15 protein-coding genes are annotated in these 15,492 nt (G+C 58.2%); 11 read left to right on the top strand and 4 right to left on the bottom strand.

Annotation, left to right across the window (positions count from 1 at the left end; genetic code table 11):
• Positions 1-81 precede the first annotated feature (81 nt).
• The 4 genes from pssA (at position 82) to ABJP42_RS00960 (ending at position 2,617) form a co-directional block, all read left to right on the top strand.
• Positions 82-822 (top strand): CDP-diacylglycerol--serine O-phosphatidyltransferase, encoded by a 741-nt coding sequence (gene pssA / locus ABJP42_RS00975; protein WP_348338006.1) that lies wholly within the window; start codon positions 82-84, stop codon positions 820-822.
• 27 nt (positions 823-849) lie between these two features.
• On the top strand, positions 850-1,473 hold the full coding sequence (locus tag ABJP42_RS00970; protein ID WP_348338005.1) for a class I SAM-dependent methyltransferase: 624 nt from the start codon (positions 850-852) through the stop codon (positions 1,471-1,473).
• A 223-nt stretch (positions 1,474-1,696) separates the two neighbouring features.
• On the top strand, positions 1,697-1,963 hold the full coding sequence (locus ABJP42_RS00965; RefSeq protein WP_348338004.1) for a hypothetical protein: 267 nt from the start codon (positions 1,697-1,699) through the stop codon (positions 1,961-1,963).
• A 12-nt stretch (positions 1,964-1,975) separates the two neighbouring features.
• Positions 1,976-2,617: a DUF1523 family protein gene (locus tag ABJP42_RS00960; RefSeq protein WP_348338003.1), complete on the top strand. Its 642-nt coding sequence runs from the start codon at positions 1,976-1,978 to the stop codon at positions 2,615-2,617.
• A gap of 35 nt (positions 2,618-2,652) precedes the next feature.
• Here ABJP42_RS00960 and ABJP42_RS00955 read toward each other — a convergent pair whose 3' ends face one another.
• Positions 2,653-4,230 carry a DUF5928 domain-containing protein gene (locus ABJP42_RS00955; RefSeq protein ID WP_348338002.1) on the bottom strand — a complete coding sequence of 526 codons (1,578 nt, stop codon included), beginning with the start codon at positions 4,228-4,230 and terminating at the stop codon, positions 2,653-2,655.
• 139 nt (positions 4,231-4,369) lie between these two features.
• Here ABJP42_RS00955 and ABJP42_RS00950 point away from each other — a divergent pair, with 139 nt between their 5' ends.
• The gene (locus ABJP42_RS00950) at positions 4,370-5,188 is read left to right on the top strand and encodes a sulfotransferase family protein (protein WP_348338001.1); all 819 of its coding nucleotides are present in this window, start codon (positions 4,370-4,372) and stop codon (positions 5,186-5,188) included.
• Positions 5,189-5,678: 490 nt separating this feature from the next.
• Here ABJP42_RS00950 and ilvD read toward each other — a convergent pair whose 3' ends face one another.
• Complete coding sequence (gene ilvD / locus ABJP42_RS00945) at positions 5,679-7,529, bottom strand: dihydroxy-acid dehydratase (protein WP_348338000.1); 1,851 nt, start codon at positions 7,527-7,529, stop codon at positions 5,679-5,681.
• Between the two features lie 120 nt (positions 7,530-7,649).
• Positions 7,650-8,864: a benzoate/H(+) symporter BenE family transporter gene (locus ABJP42_RS00940; protein WP_348337999.1), complete on the bottom strand. Its 1,215-nt coding sequence runs from the start codon at positions 8,862-8,864 to the stop codon at positions 7,650-7,652.
• Between the two features lie 128 nt (positions 8,865-8,992).
• Between ABJP42_RS00940 and ABJP42_RS00935 the strand changes: the two genes are divergently transcribed.
• From ABJP42_RS00935 to ABJP42_RS00910, 6 genes are all read left to right on the top strand, one after another.
• Complete coding sequence (locus ABJP42_RS00935) at positions 8,993-9,556, top strand: helix-turn-helix domain-containing protein (protein ID WP_348337998.1); 564 nt, start codon at positions 8,993-8,995, stop codon at positions 9,554-9,556.
• 61 nt (positions 9,557-9,617) lie between these two features.
• Entirely contained in the window at positions 9,618-10,472 is an 855-nt protein-coding gene (locus ABJP42_RS00930) for a DMT family transporter (RefSeq protein ID WP_348338041.1), read from the top strand.
• Positions 10,473-10,516: 44 nt separating this feature from the next.
• A complete protein-coding gene (gene smpB / locus ABJP42_RS00925; protein ID WP_348337997.1) occupies positions 10,517-10,993 on the top strand; it encodes an SsrA-binding protein SmpB in 477 nt (158 codons plus the stop codon).
• A 411-nt stretch (positions 10,994-11,404) separates the two neighbouring features.
• Complete coding sequence (locus ABJP42_RS00920; protein WP_348337996.1) at positions 11,405-11,806, top strand: hypothetical protein; 402 nt, start codon at positions 11,405-11,407, stop codon at positions 11,804-11,806.
• A gap of 161 nt (positions 11,807-11,967) precedes the next feature.
• Positions 11,968-12,822 carry a 3-mercaptopyruvate sulfurtransferase gene (gene sseA / locus ABJP42_RS00915; protein ID WP_348337995.1) on the top strand — a complete coding sequence of 285 codons (855 nt, stop codon included), beginning with the start codon at positions 11,968-11,970 and terminating at the stop codon, positions 12,820-12,822.
• Positions 12,822-14,006 (top strand): amino acid aminotransferase, encoded by a 1,185-nt coding sequence (locus ABJP42_RS00910; protein ID WP_348337994.1) that lies wholly within the window; start codon positions 12,822-12,824, stop codon positions 14,004-14,006. The genes sseA and ABJP42_RS00910 overlap by 1 nt, the downstream gene beginning before the upstream one ends.
• A 154-nt stretch (positions 14,007-14,160) precedes the next feature.
• Here ABJP42_RS00910 and amt read toward each other — a convergent pair whose 3' ends face one another.
• On the bottom strand, positions 14,161-15,486 hold the full coding sequence (amt, locus tag ABJP42_RS00905; protein ID WP_348337993.1) for an ammonium transporter: 1,326 nt from the start codon (positions 15,484-15,486) through the stop codon (positions 14,161-14,163).
• Between the last annotated feature and the right edge of the window lie 6 nt (positions 15,487-15,492).

Below are 15,492 nucleotides of genomic sequence, written 5' to 3'. Positions count from 1 at the left end.
TTTCCCGGGTCTGGGTTTAACGCGGGTGGGGCCTAAGTTTTACCGCAGACTGCCGTCTCAACAAAGTGATCAAGCCGCGCCATGGAAGAACCTCACGATAGAAGACTGACCGAGTTTGCGCTGATCCAGCTGTTGCCCAATATCATGACGGTGGGAGCCATTTGTGCGGGGCTTTCGGCAATCCGTTTTGGGGTGCAGGGCAACTATGTGCTGGCAGTGCAGCTGATCCTTGCCGCCGCCATTCTGGACGGGCTCGACGGGCGGTTGGCCCGGGCCCTGGGCAGCGACAGCAAGATGGGAGCGGAGTTGGATTCGCTGGCGGATTTCCTTAACTTTGGCGTTGCCGCCCCATTGGTGATCTATTTTTGGGCGCTGCAGGACATGAGCAACGCGGGCTGGATCTCGGTTCTGGTGTTTTCGGTCTGCTGTGTTGTCCGCCTGGCCCGGTTCAATGTCGCCACCAAATCCGAAGAAGTGAGTGAAGTGGCCAGTGGCTATTTTGTCGGCATTCCCTCGCCAGCAGGTGCGCTTTTGGCGATGCTGCCGATGTTTATCTCTTTTGCCTTTGATGCGGGTACCGGATTTCCAAAGCTCTTGATCTGTTTTCACATGGTTGTCATCGGACTTCTTATGATCAGCAGAATACCAACCTGGTCGCCAAAGATGGTTCGGATATCACGCGAAAACGTGAAATATTTTTTGGTGGCCTGTGCCTTTGCAGGGGCTGCGGTTTTAACCTACGCTTGGACGACATTAGTGGTCCTCTGTCTGAGCTATGTGGTGCTGGTGATTTGGGGGCTGTTTAAAAAACCGTCGGGATAAACCTGACGATTTGGGAGAACTTTTGTTTTGGATATTAAATCTGTTGAGACCTCGTACGCCCGCTGGGCACCGGTCTATGACAAGACATTTGGAGCGGTTACCAGTGCAGGCCGAAAACGCACTGTAGACTATATCAACAAACATGGCGGTTCGGTCCTCGAAGTTGGGGTCGGAACTGGGCTGTCGCTGCCAGACTACGCCCCTGAAATTGCCGTCACCGGTATTGATTTCAGCGAAGACATGCTGGCCAAGGCACGCCGCCGGGTGGCGGAAAAAGGTCTGAAAAACATCGCCGCCCTGCGGCAGATGGATGCGCGAGAGCTGGATTTTCCTGACAATAGTTTTGACACCGTGGCGGCGATGCATGTGCTGTCGGTGGTGCCAGAACCAGAACGGGTGATGGCAGAGATCGCGCGGGTGCTGCGCCCTGGCGGCAAGGTGGTGATCTCGAACCATTTCAAAAGCACCCAAGGGGTTCTGGCCTCGATTGAAAAGTTCTCTGCCCCCTTTGCAAATGTGCTGGGCTGGCATTCCGACTTTGCCATCGAAACAGTGCTGCAAGAAGACCGGTTGAAGATCGAACAGCAACAGGCGTTGCCGCCCTTTGGCATGATGACCTTTCTGGTGCTGTCCAAACTGCGCAACAACTAATCTGCGGCCCTCAGGTCTTAGATTTGCAAACACCCAGCGCCTCGGCCCTAACGCGTCCGGGGCGCGTCTATTTGGCACCGGGGCTGATCTGGCCTTGCTGCGGGCGCCAGGGCATAGTCAGATTGTGAAGACGTGATAGAGCCCAGCCAGGGAGGGGCGCGTCGAAAGCTAGCCCTGCCATCAGGCCAGGGGTTTTGAAAGGTCACAAAACCGGAGTTGGACCATGTTTGCCTTTCTGCGCCTTCTGTTGCTGCTCTTGGTAGTTTTGACGCTGATCTATGGTGCGGTTTCGCTCTATTCCCGTGAGCGGCGTCGCGCCAAGTTGAAACGGCGGTGGCAAGACAAGGGGTTGACCGGAGACCGGCGGGCCTTCATCCAGCGGGGGCTAAGACAATACGACCAGTCCCTGAGGCGCCAATTGATCCTGTTGGTCTATATCCTGCCGCTGGGGGCGATTGCACTGGTCATCTATGTGGTAAATTTCAGCTAAAGGACATGTTATATGGCCTATATCAAATGGGGCTTCTGGATCTCGGTATGGGCCAGCTTTGCGGCCTTTTTGCACTACACCCTACCGCAATACGATGTGGTGCGGATCGTCAGTACCTATGAGGAACGCCAGGAGCTGGACAATTGGAAGCGGATTTTCTGGTCCACCCCTGATAGCCAGTCCCAGGCTGCAATTACTCGGGATGTGCAGTTCATTCAGGCCTTTAACGCCAGTGGCGATGCCGCTGTCTACCGCAATGAAGACACTGGCTGGCACTGGCCGCCCTATTTCAAATTTGACACTGCCAATCTTTATACTGAGGCAAATGACGCCATTTCGACCAAGGATGATCCGGAGTGGGTTGTGGTCTTGCACTACGGCTGGCGCAGCATCTTCCTGTCGAGCTTTCCCAATGCGATTTCAATCTCGCCCGCAACCGGCCCAGAGGACAAGCCGGTCAATTGGTTCAATATCGTCTTCCTGACCCTGCTGGCGGCGCTATCCTGGGCGGTCTACGTGCGCTGGCGTCGGTTCCGCCGCAACCGCATCGACCCGGTTTTGGAAGATGTCGAAGATGGGCTTTATGCGGCAGGCGATGCGATTTCAGAGCGCCGTGGCCGCCTGCGCCGTTGGTTCGCCAGCTGGAAGGGGTAACACCTCCCTCCGTTCAGGTTCCCCCTGGGCGGGTACTAGTCGGCAAAGAGATGCGGGGTCTCGGCCAGTTCCTTGGCCGTTTCAAAGTGCAGGCTAAAGAACTGTTCCAATTGGATCGCATTTTCTTCCGGGCTGTCGGCTTCGCGGATGATGCTGTAGTTTGTATAGCCTGAATCGCGAATGCGGTCGGCTTCGTAGATGATGTCGTTGCGAATGGTTGGCAGCAATCGCTCCAGGGTTTGTTGCGGGGTGCGTTCACCTGCCAGTCCCACCCGGTGGGCATGGCCAATCAGATAGTCATCGGTGAAATCGCACTCGATCTGCAGGGTCCGCGTGGTGGAGCGGTCAGAATTGAAATCATTCATCAGATCCAGCGCCGAAGGGTCCATACAGATCACCAGCCGGTCGGTATCGTAGTATTCAAACAGCATCCGCATCAGCGCCCGTCGGTGCCGGGTGCGTTTGCCCAATGAGGCCTGAATGCCGCCAAGATCCGGCAGCGGCGTACCTTCTTCGTGGAACAGGTATTCAATTGCCGGGATATTGGTGCTCTTGCGCAGCTGATCGATCAGGCGCTTAGCAACGTGCCATTTTTTGCAGATGACGATCATCAGCTCACGCTCGCGTCCCAGCGAGCTTTCCTTCTCCCAGAACCGGGTGGCAAAGCGACGCCCGATTCGGCCGCGTTTGACCAGGAATTTATACAGGCTACGCCCCTCGTTGGAGATCTGAAAGCTGACGCCCTGGGCTGCATACAAACGCCCAAGCCGGAGTTTCAACTCCTTGGCATCTGGGCTGATTTTACGGGCAAAAAGGAAGTCCTGACTGAGCAGAAGATCGTAGTGATCATTGTAGAAATTCACCGGCATACCGTAGTCGGTGAACATCAAGAAAGTCAGGGTGCGGCTGTCGATCTCAGATCCGGGTACCAGATGGCGCACCAGCGTCTGAAAGAAGGTCTCATCCGGGATCCAGGTGGTCTGGAAAAAGCGGATGATGTCCTTGCGCTGCGCCAGAAGGTCAAAGATCGCCTCAACCGTGCGGCGACGCAGACACCACCACTGGCTGCCAATCTGGACCTGCACATCGGCAGGGACCTCTCGTTTTAGCCCGAGTTTTTTTTGCAAATTGACGCTGCCATAGAATAGGGCCTTGTTGTTGCGCTCATTGAAAAAATGCCGGTAGATCAGCCGTTCTTCCTTCATGCCGGTCTTGATCCAGTCGCTTTCAAAGAAATCAAAGCTCTCGACAAAATCACAGTCGTGGCGGTCCAGGAAATCATGGGCGTATTCGGCGGTCTTGATCGCCATGCAATCGCCTGACAGCATGTAAAAATGGGTGGCTCGGGAGAACTCATCGATTGCACTGCTGAGAGCATACATTGTGGCTTGTACCAGGGACCATTCTCCCCAGCCACATTTGATGCGTTTCTTGGCAAAACAGACGTTTGGATTGTCCGCCAGCGCGGCCTGAATGCTGTCAAAATCTTCCGCTTTGGCGCTGCGGTCAAAATGGATCGACATGTAATCGCCGGCCGCTGTCAGCTGTTCGGCCTGCTGAATGATCGCCTCGGGATCCTTGTGGCAGAGCAGAATATACGCAATTTTTGCCATTTTGGAGACGATGCACCCTGATTTGACCTGATTGTCCCCTTGATAAAGGCGCGGGCGCATTGAATAAACCAGATTATTTGAATTTTATGCGTAGATGTGGATTGTGCAGTCAAAGCTGTACGACTGGAGGAAGGCTTACATGGGATTTCCGGGCACCTGGATGACCGAGACTGAAAGCGTCATTTATCGCGTGGTGCCAAAATGCGCCTGCTCGACCATTGGCCAGATCCTGCACTATTCGGATCACGGAGCCTTTTTTGACGGCGATATCCATGATGCGCAAAAGGGCATCCACAAATGGGCGCTGGATCATAGCCAGGGACCGATTACCCGCAATGTGCGCGGGCAAAAGACCTATGCTTTCACCTGCGTGCGCAATCCCTATACCCGGGTGCTCAGCTCCTTTTTTGACAAAATCTGTGGCATCCAGCGCAATGGCAAGCGCTATCGCGGCAATCTGGTGCCCAAGCTGATCTATGACTATGGTATCGAAGTCGGCGGCGATGACGGCAAACAGGAGTTCGACCAGATCCAGAGCTTCCGGCGGTTCCTTCTGTTTGTGCGCGACAGCATTCGGTTTCGTCGGCCAATGGATCCTGACATTCACTGGTCAGCGATGTCCGGCCATGTTTCCACCTTCATCTGGAATGGTGGCCGCTACAACAAGATCTTCTGGACCGAGGATTTCAACAGCGGCATGCAGGATGTGCTGAATGCGATTGAGACGCCGCATGGGGTTGATCTGGCCAATATCCCTCGGTTCAATGAGAGCGAAGGCCATGGCCCCAAGCGGGCGCATCCGGTTGAGGATTATTTTGACGACCTCTCGATGCATCTGATCTATGAGATCTACAAACGCGATTTTGAGCTGTTCAAATACGATTTTGAAGATCCCTCCAACAAGAAGCCGATTGGGGAAATCGATCTGGACGAAGTGCACGCCAAACTGGGCGAATAAGCCTGAGACAAAAAGGGGGGGGGGCTCCCGCCCGTCCGACGGGCATTGAAATGCCCTTGTCCCGTTGGGCCCTGCGCCGCGCAGGCGCGGCGCGGAACCGCCCAGGATTGCTGGTCTCGTCTTTCTGCCCGGGGTCAAGGGCGGCAAAGCCGCCGCACGCAGGCGCGGGTTACCCTTGAGGCGGGTTTCTACCCATAATTGGTATGGCGCGTTCAGGGGCAAACTTGCCCCTGAACCGCTTCTCAGCAAGTTTTTTCTAGGCTTGAGGCTTGGCACCGCGCTCAGAGTTGCAAACCCAAATTGGCAACCTCTTTCGCGCCGGGCATAGCCCGGCGCTATGCCCAAGGCCTCTAAGGAGGGCTGCCTTTTGGCAGAAAGCCTGTAGAGGGGCGGGAGCGTTTGTGGCCAGATTTCAGATCGGACGCGTGGCAAAAGAAAACCCTCCACATCCAGGATGCGGAGGGTCTCGATTCTCGCAAGGGCTGTTTTCTCAGCCGTCGTAGTCTTCGGGCAGCTCCCGCACTGCGCCTTTGGCAGCGGAAGTTGCCAGCATGCCATAGGCCTTCAGCGCCTTGGAAACCTTGCGTTTTCGGGGCTTGGCAGGTTTCCAGCCAGCTGCCTCCTGCGCTGCGCGACGCGTCTCCAGAACCGCGTCCGAGACCACCAGATGGATGGAGCGATTGGGGATGTCGATCTCGATCTTGTCACCCATTTCAACCAGACCAATAGTGCCACCCTCGGCGGCCTCAGGCGAAACATGGCCGATTGACAGACCGGAGGTGCCGCCAGAGAAACGCCCATCGGTCAGCAAGGCGCAGTCTTTGCCCAGACCTTTGGATTTCAGATAGGAGGTCGGGTAGAGCATCTCCTGCATGCCTGGCCCTCCACGCGGGCCCTCATAGCGGATCACCACCACATCGCCTGCCTTGACCTTGCCGGTGAGAATATCGCTTACCGCCTGATCCTGGCTTTCACAGACATAAGCAGAGCCGGTGAACTTCAGGATTGAGGCATCCACGCCGGCGGTTTTTACGATACAGCCGTCCAGCGCGATATTGCCAAACAGAACCGCAAGGCCACCGTCCTGGCTAAAGGCGTGTTCCTTGGAGCGGATCACGCCGCCTTCGCGGTCAACATCCACCTCTTTGAACCGGTTCTCAGTGGAAAACGCCTGCGTGGTGCGCACGCCGCCGGGAGCGGCTTTGAACAACTGCTCGGCCGCGGGGTTATTGGCGACCTTGATGTCCCATTTACCAATGGCTTCGCCCATGGTGACCGAATGCACTGTGCTGCAGTCATCATGCAGCAGGCCTGCGCGCGACAGCTCTCCCAGAATGGAGAAGATGCCACCGGCACGATGCACGTCTTCCATATGAACGTTCTCGATATTGGGTGCGACCTTGCACAGGCAGGGCACCTTGCGGCTCAGCCGGTCGATGTCATCCATGGTAAAGCTGACTTCGCCCTCATGCGCGATGGCAAGCAGGTGCAATACCGTATTGGTCGAGCCGCCCATGGCAATATCCAGGCTCATGGCGTTTTCAAAGGCCTCAAACCGGGCGATTTCGCGCGGCAGCAGACCGGCCTCATTGCCCTCGTAGTGGCGTTTGGTGATCTCGACGATCTTGCGGCCAGCCTCGAGGAACAAGTGCTTGCGGTCTGCGTGGGTGGCGAGAGTGGAGCCATTGCCGGGCAGCGCGAGGCCCAGGGCCTCGGCCAGGCAGTTCATCGAATTGGCGGTGAACATGCCGGAGCACGACCCGCAGGTAGGGCAGGCGTTCTCTTCGATGTGCTGGACCTGCTCGTCGGTCATGGTTTCGCTTGCGGCAGCAACCATGGCATCGACCAGATCGACCTTTTTGATGTCCAGCCCTTCAAGGTCCACCTTGCCGGCCTCCATCGGGCCGCCGGAAACAAAGATCACCGGAATGTTCAGGCGCATGGCGGCCATCATCATGCCGGGCGTGATCTTGTCACAGTTGGAGATACAGACCATGGCATCCGCGCAGTGTGCATTGACCATATACTCGACGCTGTCGGCGATCACTTCGCGCGAGGGCAGCGAGTAGAGCATGCCGTCGTGGCCCATGGCGATGCCATCATCCACCGCGATGGTGTTGAACTCTTTCGCCACACCGCCAGCGGCCTCGACCTCGCGGGCGACCATCTGGCCGAGATCCTTGAGGTGCACGTGGCCCGGCACGAACTGGGTGAAAGAGTTGACGATGGCGATGATCGGTTTGCCGAAATCATCGTCCTGCATGCCGGTGGCGCGCCATAGTCCGCGGGCGCCCGCCATATTGCGGCCATGGGTGGAGGTTCTGGATCGGTACATTGGCATGTGAGCTGTTTCCCTTGTCTTTGCCCTCAGACACATCATTTGCGCAATAAAGGCAATATCCGGAGGCGTGTTTTGGTTCTTTTCCGTCTACGCGCCGGGGCGCGGAAGAGGATTTGAGGTCTATGGATGGTTTTTATCGGCCTCGGTCTGGGTGTTTTTTGCCGGTTGGCTGAGGTCTATGGAGCGATTGAATAGGTGATTCACCACGAGGCCAATAACCAGCGCCCAGAAGGCGGCGCCGATGCCAAAGAAGCTGATGCTAGAGACCGCAGTCATAAAGGTGATGAGCGCGGCTTCGCGGCCGGACTGATTTTGCAGAGCCTGTGACAGGCTATTTCCGATGGTCGAGAGCAGCGCCAGACCGGCGACACCAGCGATGAGTTCAGGAGGCGCGATCAGGAACAGGCTGATCACTGTGGCGCCGCCCAGTCCCACCAGGCAATAGAACACCCCAGCGGCGGCGCTGGCCAGATAGCGGGTTTGGGGGTCATCGTCGGCCTCGGGGTCGGCGCAGATGGCGGCTGTAATGGCAGCCAGATTGAAGGCAAAGCCACCAAAAGGCGCAAACACTAGCGTGGCAATGCCAGTGGTGGTCAGACTTGCCGAGACCGGAGGGCGGTAACCCGCCGCCCGCAGGGTCACCACGCCCGGCATGTTTTGCGAACACATGGTGACGATATAAAGCGGCAGCCCAACGCCGATCAAAACCGGCAGGGAAAAGGCGGGCAGAACCGCTTCGGGCAGCTGCAGGCTGGTGTCGAGCTGGGCCATATCGCCAAAACTGCCCGCGAAACCAGCCCAGAGCGCCCCGGCTAGAAGTACTCCGAGGATGGTATAGCGGGCAAACCAGAGCCGCCCGGCCAGAAAGCTGAGCCCCATCACGGCGATCAAGGCGGTATCATCTGTAAGGGCGGTAAAGGCCGCGAGGCCAAAGTTGAACAGGATACCGGCCAAAAGCGCATTGGCCAGGTTTTCGGGGATCAGCCGAGCCAGACGTTCGAACCAGCCGGTGAGACCCGTCAGCGTCAGCAACGCGCCGCAGAACAAAAACGCTCCCACGGCCTGCTCAATTGGAACATCCTTGAGGCCAACAGCGAGCAGCGCGGCCCCCGGTGTAGACCAGGCGGTGAGCACCGGCATGCGAAACCACAGCGACAGGGCAAGGCTGGTCAGCCCCATGCCAAGCCCGAGTGCCATCAACCAGCTGTTGGCCTGGGCCTGGCTGGCCCCGACTGCCTCGATTGCCTGAAAGATGATGGCGACCGAGCTGGTGTAGCCCACCAGAACCGCAATGGCTCCGGCGGCCAGATGGGAGAGTTTCAGCTGAGACAGCATTTGGGTTTTCCTTACCATGCGCCTGCGCTAGGGTGGCGTGCGCTATAGCGCACATATTGCCTTTGTGCGCTATAGCGCACAAGCCCCATTTTTTTGACGTTGAAAACGAAGACCCAGGAGCCTGCGACATGACCGAGGATGCCATTGCCTCAAATCTGCGAAAGATCCGCAAGGCGGCGGGCCTGAGCCTGTCAAAGGCGGCGGAACTGACCAGTGTGAGTAAGGCCATGCTGGGTCAGATCGAGCGCGGCGAATCCAGCCCGACCATTGCGACCTTATGGAAGATCGCCAAAGGGTTTCACCTGCCACTTTCCGCCCTGATAGGAGCGGCGCTGGCAGTGCGCCCGGACAGCAAGGAAGGGTACAAAACAGTGCAGTTCCCCGGCAGCATCTCGGTGAAGATTGTCTTCCCTTTTGATCCGGAAATGGGCGGCGAGACTTTTCAGATCGCACTGACGCCGGGCCAGAGCCATATCTCGCAGCCGCATGAGTTGGGCGTGACCGAAGAGGTCTTTGTGCTGGAGGGCGAGATGGAGGTTCTGCGCGAAGAGGAGTGGGTGGCGTTGAAGGCAGGAGAGGGCCTTAGATTTCGCGCCGATCAGCCACATGGCTATCGGGGCGGGGAGATGGGGGCGGTCTTCCTCAATATGCACCATTACCCGCGTCACGTCGGGGTGCCGACAGTAATATGACATTGGCAAAATGACACCAGGCAAAGCAAAAGGCATCCCGCAAGACCAGGGCGCGCGACAGATGGAGACGCTGCGCGGCAGTGTGCTGATGGTCTTGGCCATGGTGGGCTTTGCGCTGGAGGATATGTTCATCAAACGCGTGGCGCAGGAAATGCCGGTGGGGCAGATCCTGATTCTGTTTGGGCTAGGCGGTATGCTGGTCTTTGCAGGCCTGGCGCGTGCGCAGGGGCAGAGCCTGTGGCACCCTGGATTCTGCACGCGCCCGCTGATGTTGCGGTCTCTGGCGGAGGTCACAGGTCGGCTCTGCTTCACCCTGGCCATCGCCCTGACGCCGATGTCTTCGGCCTCGGCCATTTTGCAGGCGACACCCCTGGTGGTGGCCGGTGGCGCGGTTGTGTTTTTTGGCGAAAGGGTTGGCTGGAGACGCTGGCTGGCCATCGTGTTGGGTTTTCTGGGCGTGCTGATGATTCTGCGACCCGGGGCCAGCGGTTTTGACCTGCTATCGCTCTTTGCGGTGGTGGGGACCCTGGGCTTTGCTGGCCGAGATCTGGCCACCCGCGCCGCACCTGCCTCGATGAGCAACCTGCATCTGGGGCTGTTTGGTTTTGCCATGTTGGCGGTGGCTGGGGTGCTTGCGCTGAGCTGGACTGGCGGTGCCCGCTGGCCCAGTGGCACCGCATGGCTGCATCTGGCGCTGATCACCGGCATTGGTGTGCTTGCCTACAATGCCCTGACCGGGGCGATGCGCCTTGGCGAGATCTCGGTTGTGGCGCCGTTTCGTTACACCCGGCTGGTCATCGCCATGGGGCTGGGCATTGTGGTCTTTGGGGAACGCCCCGATGTCTGGACCCTGATTGGAAGCGCGGTGATTGTCGCCAGCGGGATCTTTACTCTGATCCGCAGCACCAAGGTCTAGAGTCATCTTGCACCCGGCAGCCTGGGCGCTTACATCTGCCTGCCATGGCCCAGACAAAATCAGACCCGAACTACAAAGTGATTGCCGAAAACCGCCGGGCGCGGTTTGACTACGCCATCGAAGAGGACGTGGAATGCGGCATCATGCTGGAAGGGTCGGAGGTTAAGGCGCTGCGCGAGGGCGGCACCAATATCGCGGAAAGCTATGCTGCGGTGGAAGATGGCGAGCTGTGGCTGGTGAACTCCTATGTTCCGCCCTATTCGCAGGCCAAGATGTTCAAACATGCGGAGCGCCGCCGCCGCAAGCTGCTGGTCTCACGCAAGCAGCTGTCGGATATGTGGAACGCCACCCAGCGTAAGGGCATGACCCTGGTCCCCATCGTGATGTATTTCAACCATAAGGGCCGCGCCAAATTGAAGATCGGCATCGCCAAGGGGAAGAAGGCACATGACAAGCGCGAGGCTCAGGCAAAGCGGGATTGGTCGCGCCAAAAGAGCCGGTTGATGAAAGATCACAGCTGAACGCAGGCGCAGACTGCTTCGACCTATCGGCTATTGAATGGCCTCTCCTTCGAACAGGGAGAGGCTTTTTTTGTGCAGCCCGCGCTGGTGGACCTTGGCTGGGAGCGAACAAGAGGGTCTTGGAATTCGCACTTGATTAATCTGATAAATTTTGTCAGGTAATGCAAAATCAGTTGAACAGCCTAGTCAGATTGATCCTGCGTGATCCCGCCCGGCGCCTCTTTGTTTCTCACCGCGCCTGTCGCCCGGTCTAAGGACACCCCCATGACGCCCTCTATCAAAAACACTACCCAAGCCCGAGACTCGCTAGCCGCGCAACAGCAGGAGTCGCCAAGGCCAGATAGAATTCCGCTGGATTTTTGTGATTTTGATGCGTTTGAGGCAGGGCTTTTGCCGGTCTTGCGTCATTTTATGATGAGCCTCACGCGGCCAGAACGGCAGGCCTGGCAATTTGCATATAAGATTGCGGCGGAACGCTGGGGCGAGAGCCTGGGCCTACCGGTTGCCAATGCCCTGTTCAAACTGGTCCAGTTTACCACCAAGGCGCGGCGCATCGAGTTTGAAGCCCTCGACCCTTTGCAGATCGAAGAGCGCGCCTTTGTGACCCGTGACGAACAGGCCTTTTTGCAGATGCTGCATCATATGCGCCGGGACGAGACAGCAAAGGCCAGGGAGGCTGTTGCCAATGTGACAGGCTGCACCATGGATCCGGATGTCATTCGCGCCGGCCTCTCTTTTGCGGATCGCTTCCCTGCCGGGGAAATGCGTCCCAAAACCACCCCTGGTCGTCCTACTCTACGATTGGTGCGCTAGTCCTATTAGGTTGCTGTGCCAGTCGCTGCGGAATTGCCGCAGCGGTTCGGTGAAATTAGGAGATTTGTTGCGACTGATTGTTGCGGGCGGGCCCGGCTTCCCTTGCGACTCCTCCCGCTGGGTAGTACGCAGGGGCCACTGGCATGTGCGGGGAGGCTTTGATGCGCGACGATCCAAAAACCCTTGTATCCACTGAGTGGCTGGCTGCTCACCTGAAAGATCCGGACCTGCGGATTCTGGATGGCTCTTGGTATCTGCCGCAGGAAGAGCGGGACGCCAAGGCGGAATATGACGCCGGTCATATCCCCAACGCGCGGTTCTTTGATATTGATGATATCTCGGATCATCGCTCTGAACTTCCGCATATGGTCCCCCCGGTAGAGAAATTCATGTCCCGGCTGCGGGCCATGGGGGTGGGCGATGGTCATCAGGTTGTGGTCTATGATGGTGCTGGTCTGAAATCTGCCGCCCGTGTCTGGTGGCTGTTCCGTCTGATGGGGCAGACCAATATAGCGGTGCTGGATGGCGGCTTGCCAAAATGGGTCGCCGAAGGCCGCGAGACCGAGGATCTGCCGCCGGTGATCCGTGACCGCCATATGACCGTGCGGGTGCAAAACCACATGGTGCGCGACGTGACGCAGGTGTCTTCCGCTGCCAAGCTGGGCGATCACGAAATCATCGATGCCCGCGCTGCCGCCCGCTTTCGTGGCGAAGTGCCTGAACCGCGCGAAGGCCTGCGGGCCGGTCATATTCCTGGCTCCAAGAACACACCCTACACAGATTTGCTCGGCGCAGATGGCACCATGAAGGCGCCAGAGGAGCTGCGGGCGATTTTCACCGCCGCGGGCGTTGATCTGAACAAACCTGCTATTACCACCTGCGGGTCTGGCGTCACCGCCGCCGTCCTAAGTCTCGGCTTGGAGCGTATCGGCAAGACCGATCATGCGCTTTATGATGGCTCATGGTCGGAATGGGGCGCCTTCCCGACACTTCCCGTTGCAACCGGAGAGAACTGATGTTCGAAACCCTGAAGCCGCAGCCAGCAGATAAGATCCTGGCCCTGATGCAAATGTTCCGCGAAGATCCGCGCGACAACAAGATCGACCTGGGCGTCGGTGTGTACAAAAACGCCGAAGGTCTGACGCCGGTGATGCGCGCCATAAAGGCCGCCGAGCACAAACTCTGGGAAGAGCAGACCAGCAAGTCCTACGTCGGCCTGGCTGGCGATCCGGCCTATGGCGATGCGATGATCAAGCTGATCCTCGGTGCTGCCGTAGCCCGCGAAAACATCGCAGCCGCGGCCACCCCCGGTGGCACTGGTGCGGTACGTCAGGCCTTTGAGATGATCAAGATGGCCAATCCATCGGCCAAGGTGCATGTCTCGGATCCGACCTGGCCGAACCATGTGTCGATCCTGAAATACGTCGGCATTGAAACCGTCACTTATCGCTATTTCGACCGCGAGACTCGTGGCGTGAACTTTGACGGTATGATCGAAGACCTGAAGCAGGCCGCCAAGGGCGATGTGATCCTGCTGCACGGTTGCTGCCACAACCCCACCGGGGCCAACCTCAACGAGGTTCAGTGGCAAGAGGTCATCGCGCTGATGAACGAGCGCGGGCTGATCCCGATGATCGACATTGCCTATCAGGGCTTTGGCGATGGTCTGGAAGAAGACGCCAACGGCGTGCGTCTGGTGGCCTCCAGCTGCCCCGAGGTGTTGATCGCGGCCAGCTGCTCCAAGAATTTTGGCATCTACCGCGAGCGCACAGGCCTGTTGATGGCCATTTCGCAGGATGCTTCAGCGCAGGTTCTGAACCAGGGCACCTTGGCGTTTTTGAACCGGCAGAACTATTCCTTCCCGCCAGACCATGGCGCCCGTCTGGTGACCATGATCCTCAACGATGACGCCCTGCGCGCCGATTGGGCGGCAGAGCTGGAAGAGGTTCGTCTGGGCATGTTGGGCCTGCGTACCGATCTGGCCAATGAGCTGCAACGCCTGTCTGGCTCTGATCGCTTTGCCTTCCTGGCACAGCACCGGGGCATGTTCTCCCTGCTGGGAACCACGCCGGATCTGGTAGAGAAAATGCGGGTCGATAACGGTATCTATATGGTGGGCGACAGCCGGATGAACATTGCTGGGTTGAACTCGGCGACCATTCCGGTGCTGGCCAAGGCGATCATCGACGCTGGCGTCTGACGCACAGACCAAAACCACACTCAGAAGTGACCAAAGCGCGCCCCGCGGGGCGCGTTTTCTTTTGGGCAGCCTGGGGGCGGGCCGCTCTCTACAAAAGCAAAACGCGACCCCTTGGGGCCGCGTTTCCGTTTTCTGCTCAATGTTCTTGCGGCGTTTAGCCTGCTTTGAACTCGGGATAGGCTTCCATGCCCAGCTCTGCCATGTCGAGACCGTTGATCTCGTCTTCTTCGCTGACGCGGATGCCGCCCATGGTTGCTTTCAGGATCAGCCAGACCACACCGGAGACGATGAAGGTGAAAGCGCCAATGGCAACAAAGCCAGTGATCTGAGTGATGAAGGATGTTCCTTCTGTGTAGAAGGGAACCGCCAGGGTACCCCAGAGACCTGCAACCAGGTGAACCGGAATGGCGCCAACAACGTCATCGATTTTCAGCTTGTCCAGCAGCGGTACAACAAAGACCACGATCACACCGCCAACTGCACCAATCCACAGGGCGCCAAACAGTGTTGGGTCAAGCGGACCGGCTGTGATGGAGACCAGACCGGCCAGGGCGCCGTTCAGGGTCATGGTGAGGTCAGGCTTTTTGAACATGACTTGTGTCAGGATCAGCGCGGTGACGGCACCGGCAGCAGCGGCCATATTGGTGTTGGCAAAGATGCGGGAGATGTCAGTGATGTCGCCTACGGTGCCCATCGCCAGCTGCGAACCACCGTTGAAGCCGAACCAACCGAGCCACAGGATAAAGGTGCCCAGGGTCGCCAGAGCCAGGTTGGAACCAGGCATTGGTACGGTCTTGTCGCCTTTGTACTTGCCGATACGTGGGCCCAGGATCAGAGCGCCAGCCAGGGCTGCAAAGCCACCTGCGGCATGTACCAGGGTCGAGCCGGCAAAGTCAGAGAAGCCCATTTCCGAGAGGAAACCGCCGCCCCACTGCCAAGAGGCCTCGATTGGGTAGATGACGCCGGTCAGGATGGCGACAAAGATCAGGAAGGGCCAGAGCTTGATACGCTCAGCCAGGGTGCCCGAGACGATCGACGCGGTGGTGGCGCAGAACATCAGCTGAAAGAAGAAGTCAGAGCCAACAGAGGCATAGTCCAGCGAGGCGTCCGCCGCGGCAAGGCCAACGGGCTCAAGCGACGCGGGGGAGAAGCTGCCCAGCAGGCCGGCAATGGACCAGGCGTCGCCAGGGTACATCAGGTTGAAACCCACCAGCCAATACATGATGGCAGCGATGGAGAAGAGCGCGATGTTCTTGGTCAGCTGCATGGTCACGTTCTTGGAACGCACCAGACCGGCCTCGAGCATGGCAAAGCCAGCGGCCATCCAGAACACCATAAAGCCGCCAACCAGGAACAGCAGGGTGGTAAAGATGTAAGGGGTGACATCAGCGGGGGCTGCGGCCGCCGCCTCCTCTGCCAGGGCCAGGCCCGGCAGGGTGGTCAGCGCCAGGGCTGACAGGGAAAGGGAAAGTTTGCGCATCAGTTT

The organism is Pseudophaeobacter sp., from assembly GCF_039971195.1.
In the GTDB taxonomy this organism is placed as follows: domain Bacteria; phylum Pseudomonadota; class Alphaproteobacteria; order Rhodobacterales; family Rhodobacteraceae; genus Pseudophaeobacter.
Note: the sequence above shows the minus strand (reverse complement) of the source record. Positions and strands in the feature narration are given on the sequence as shown.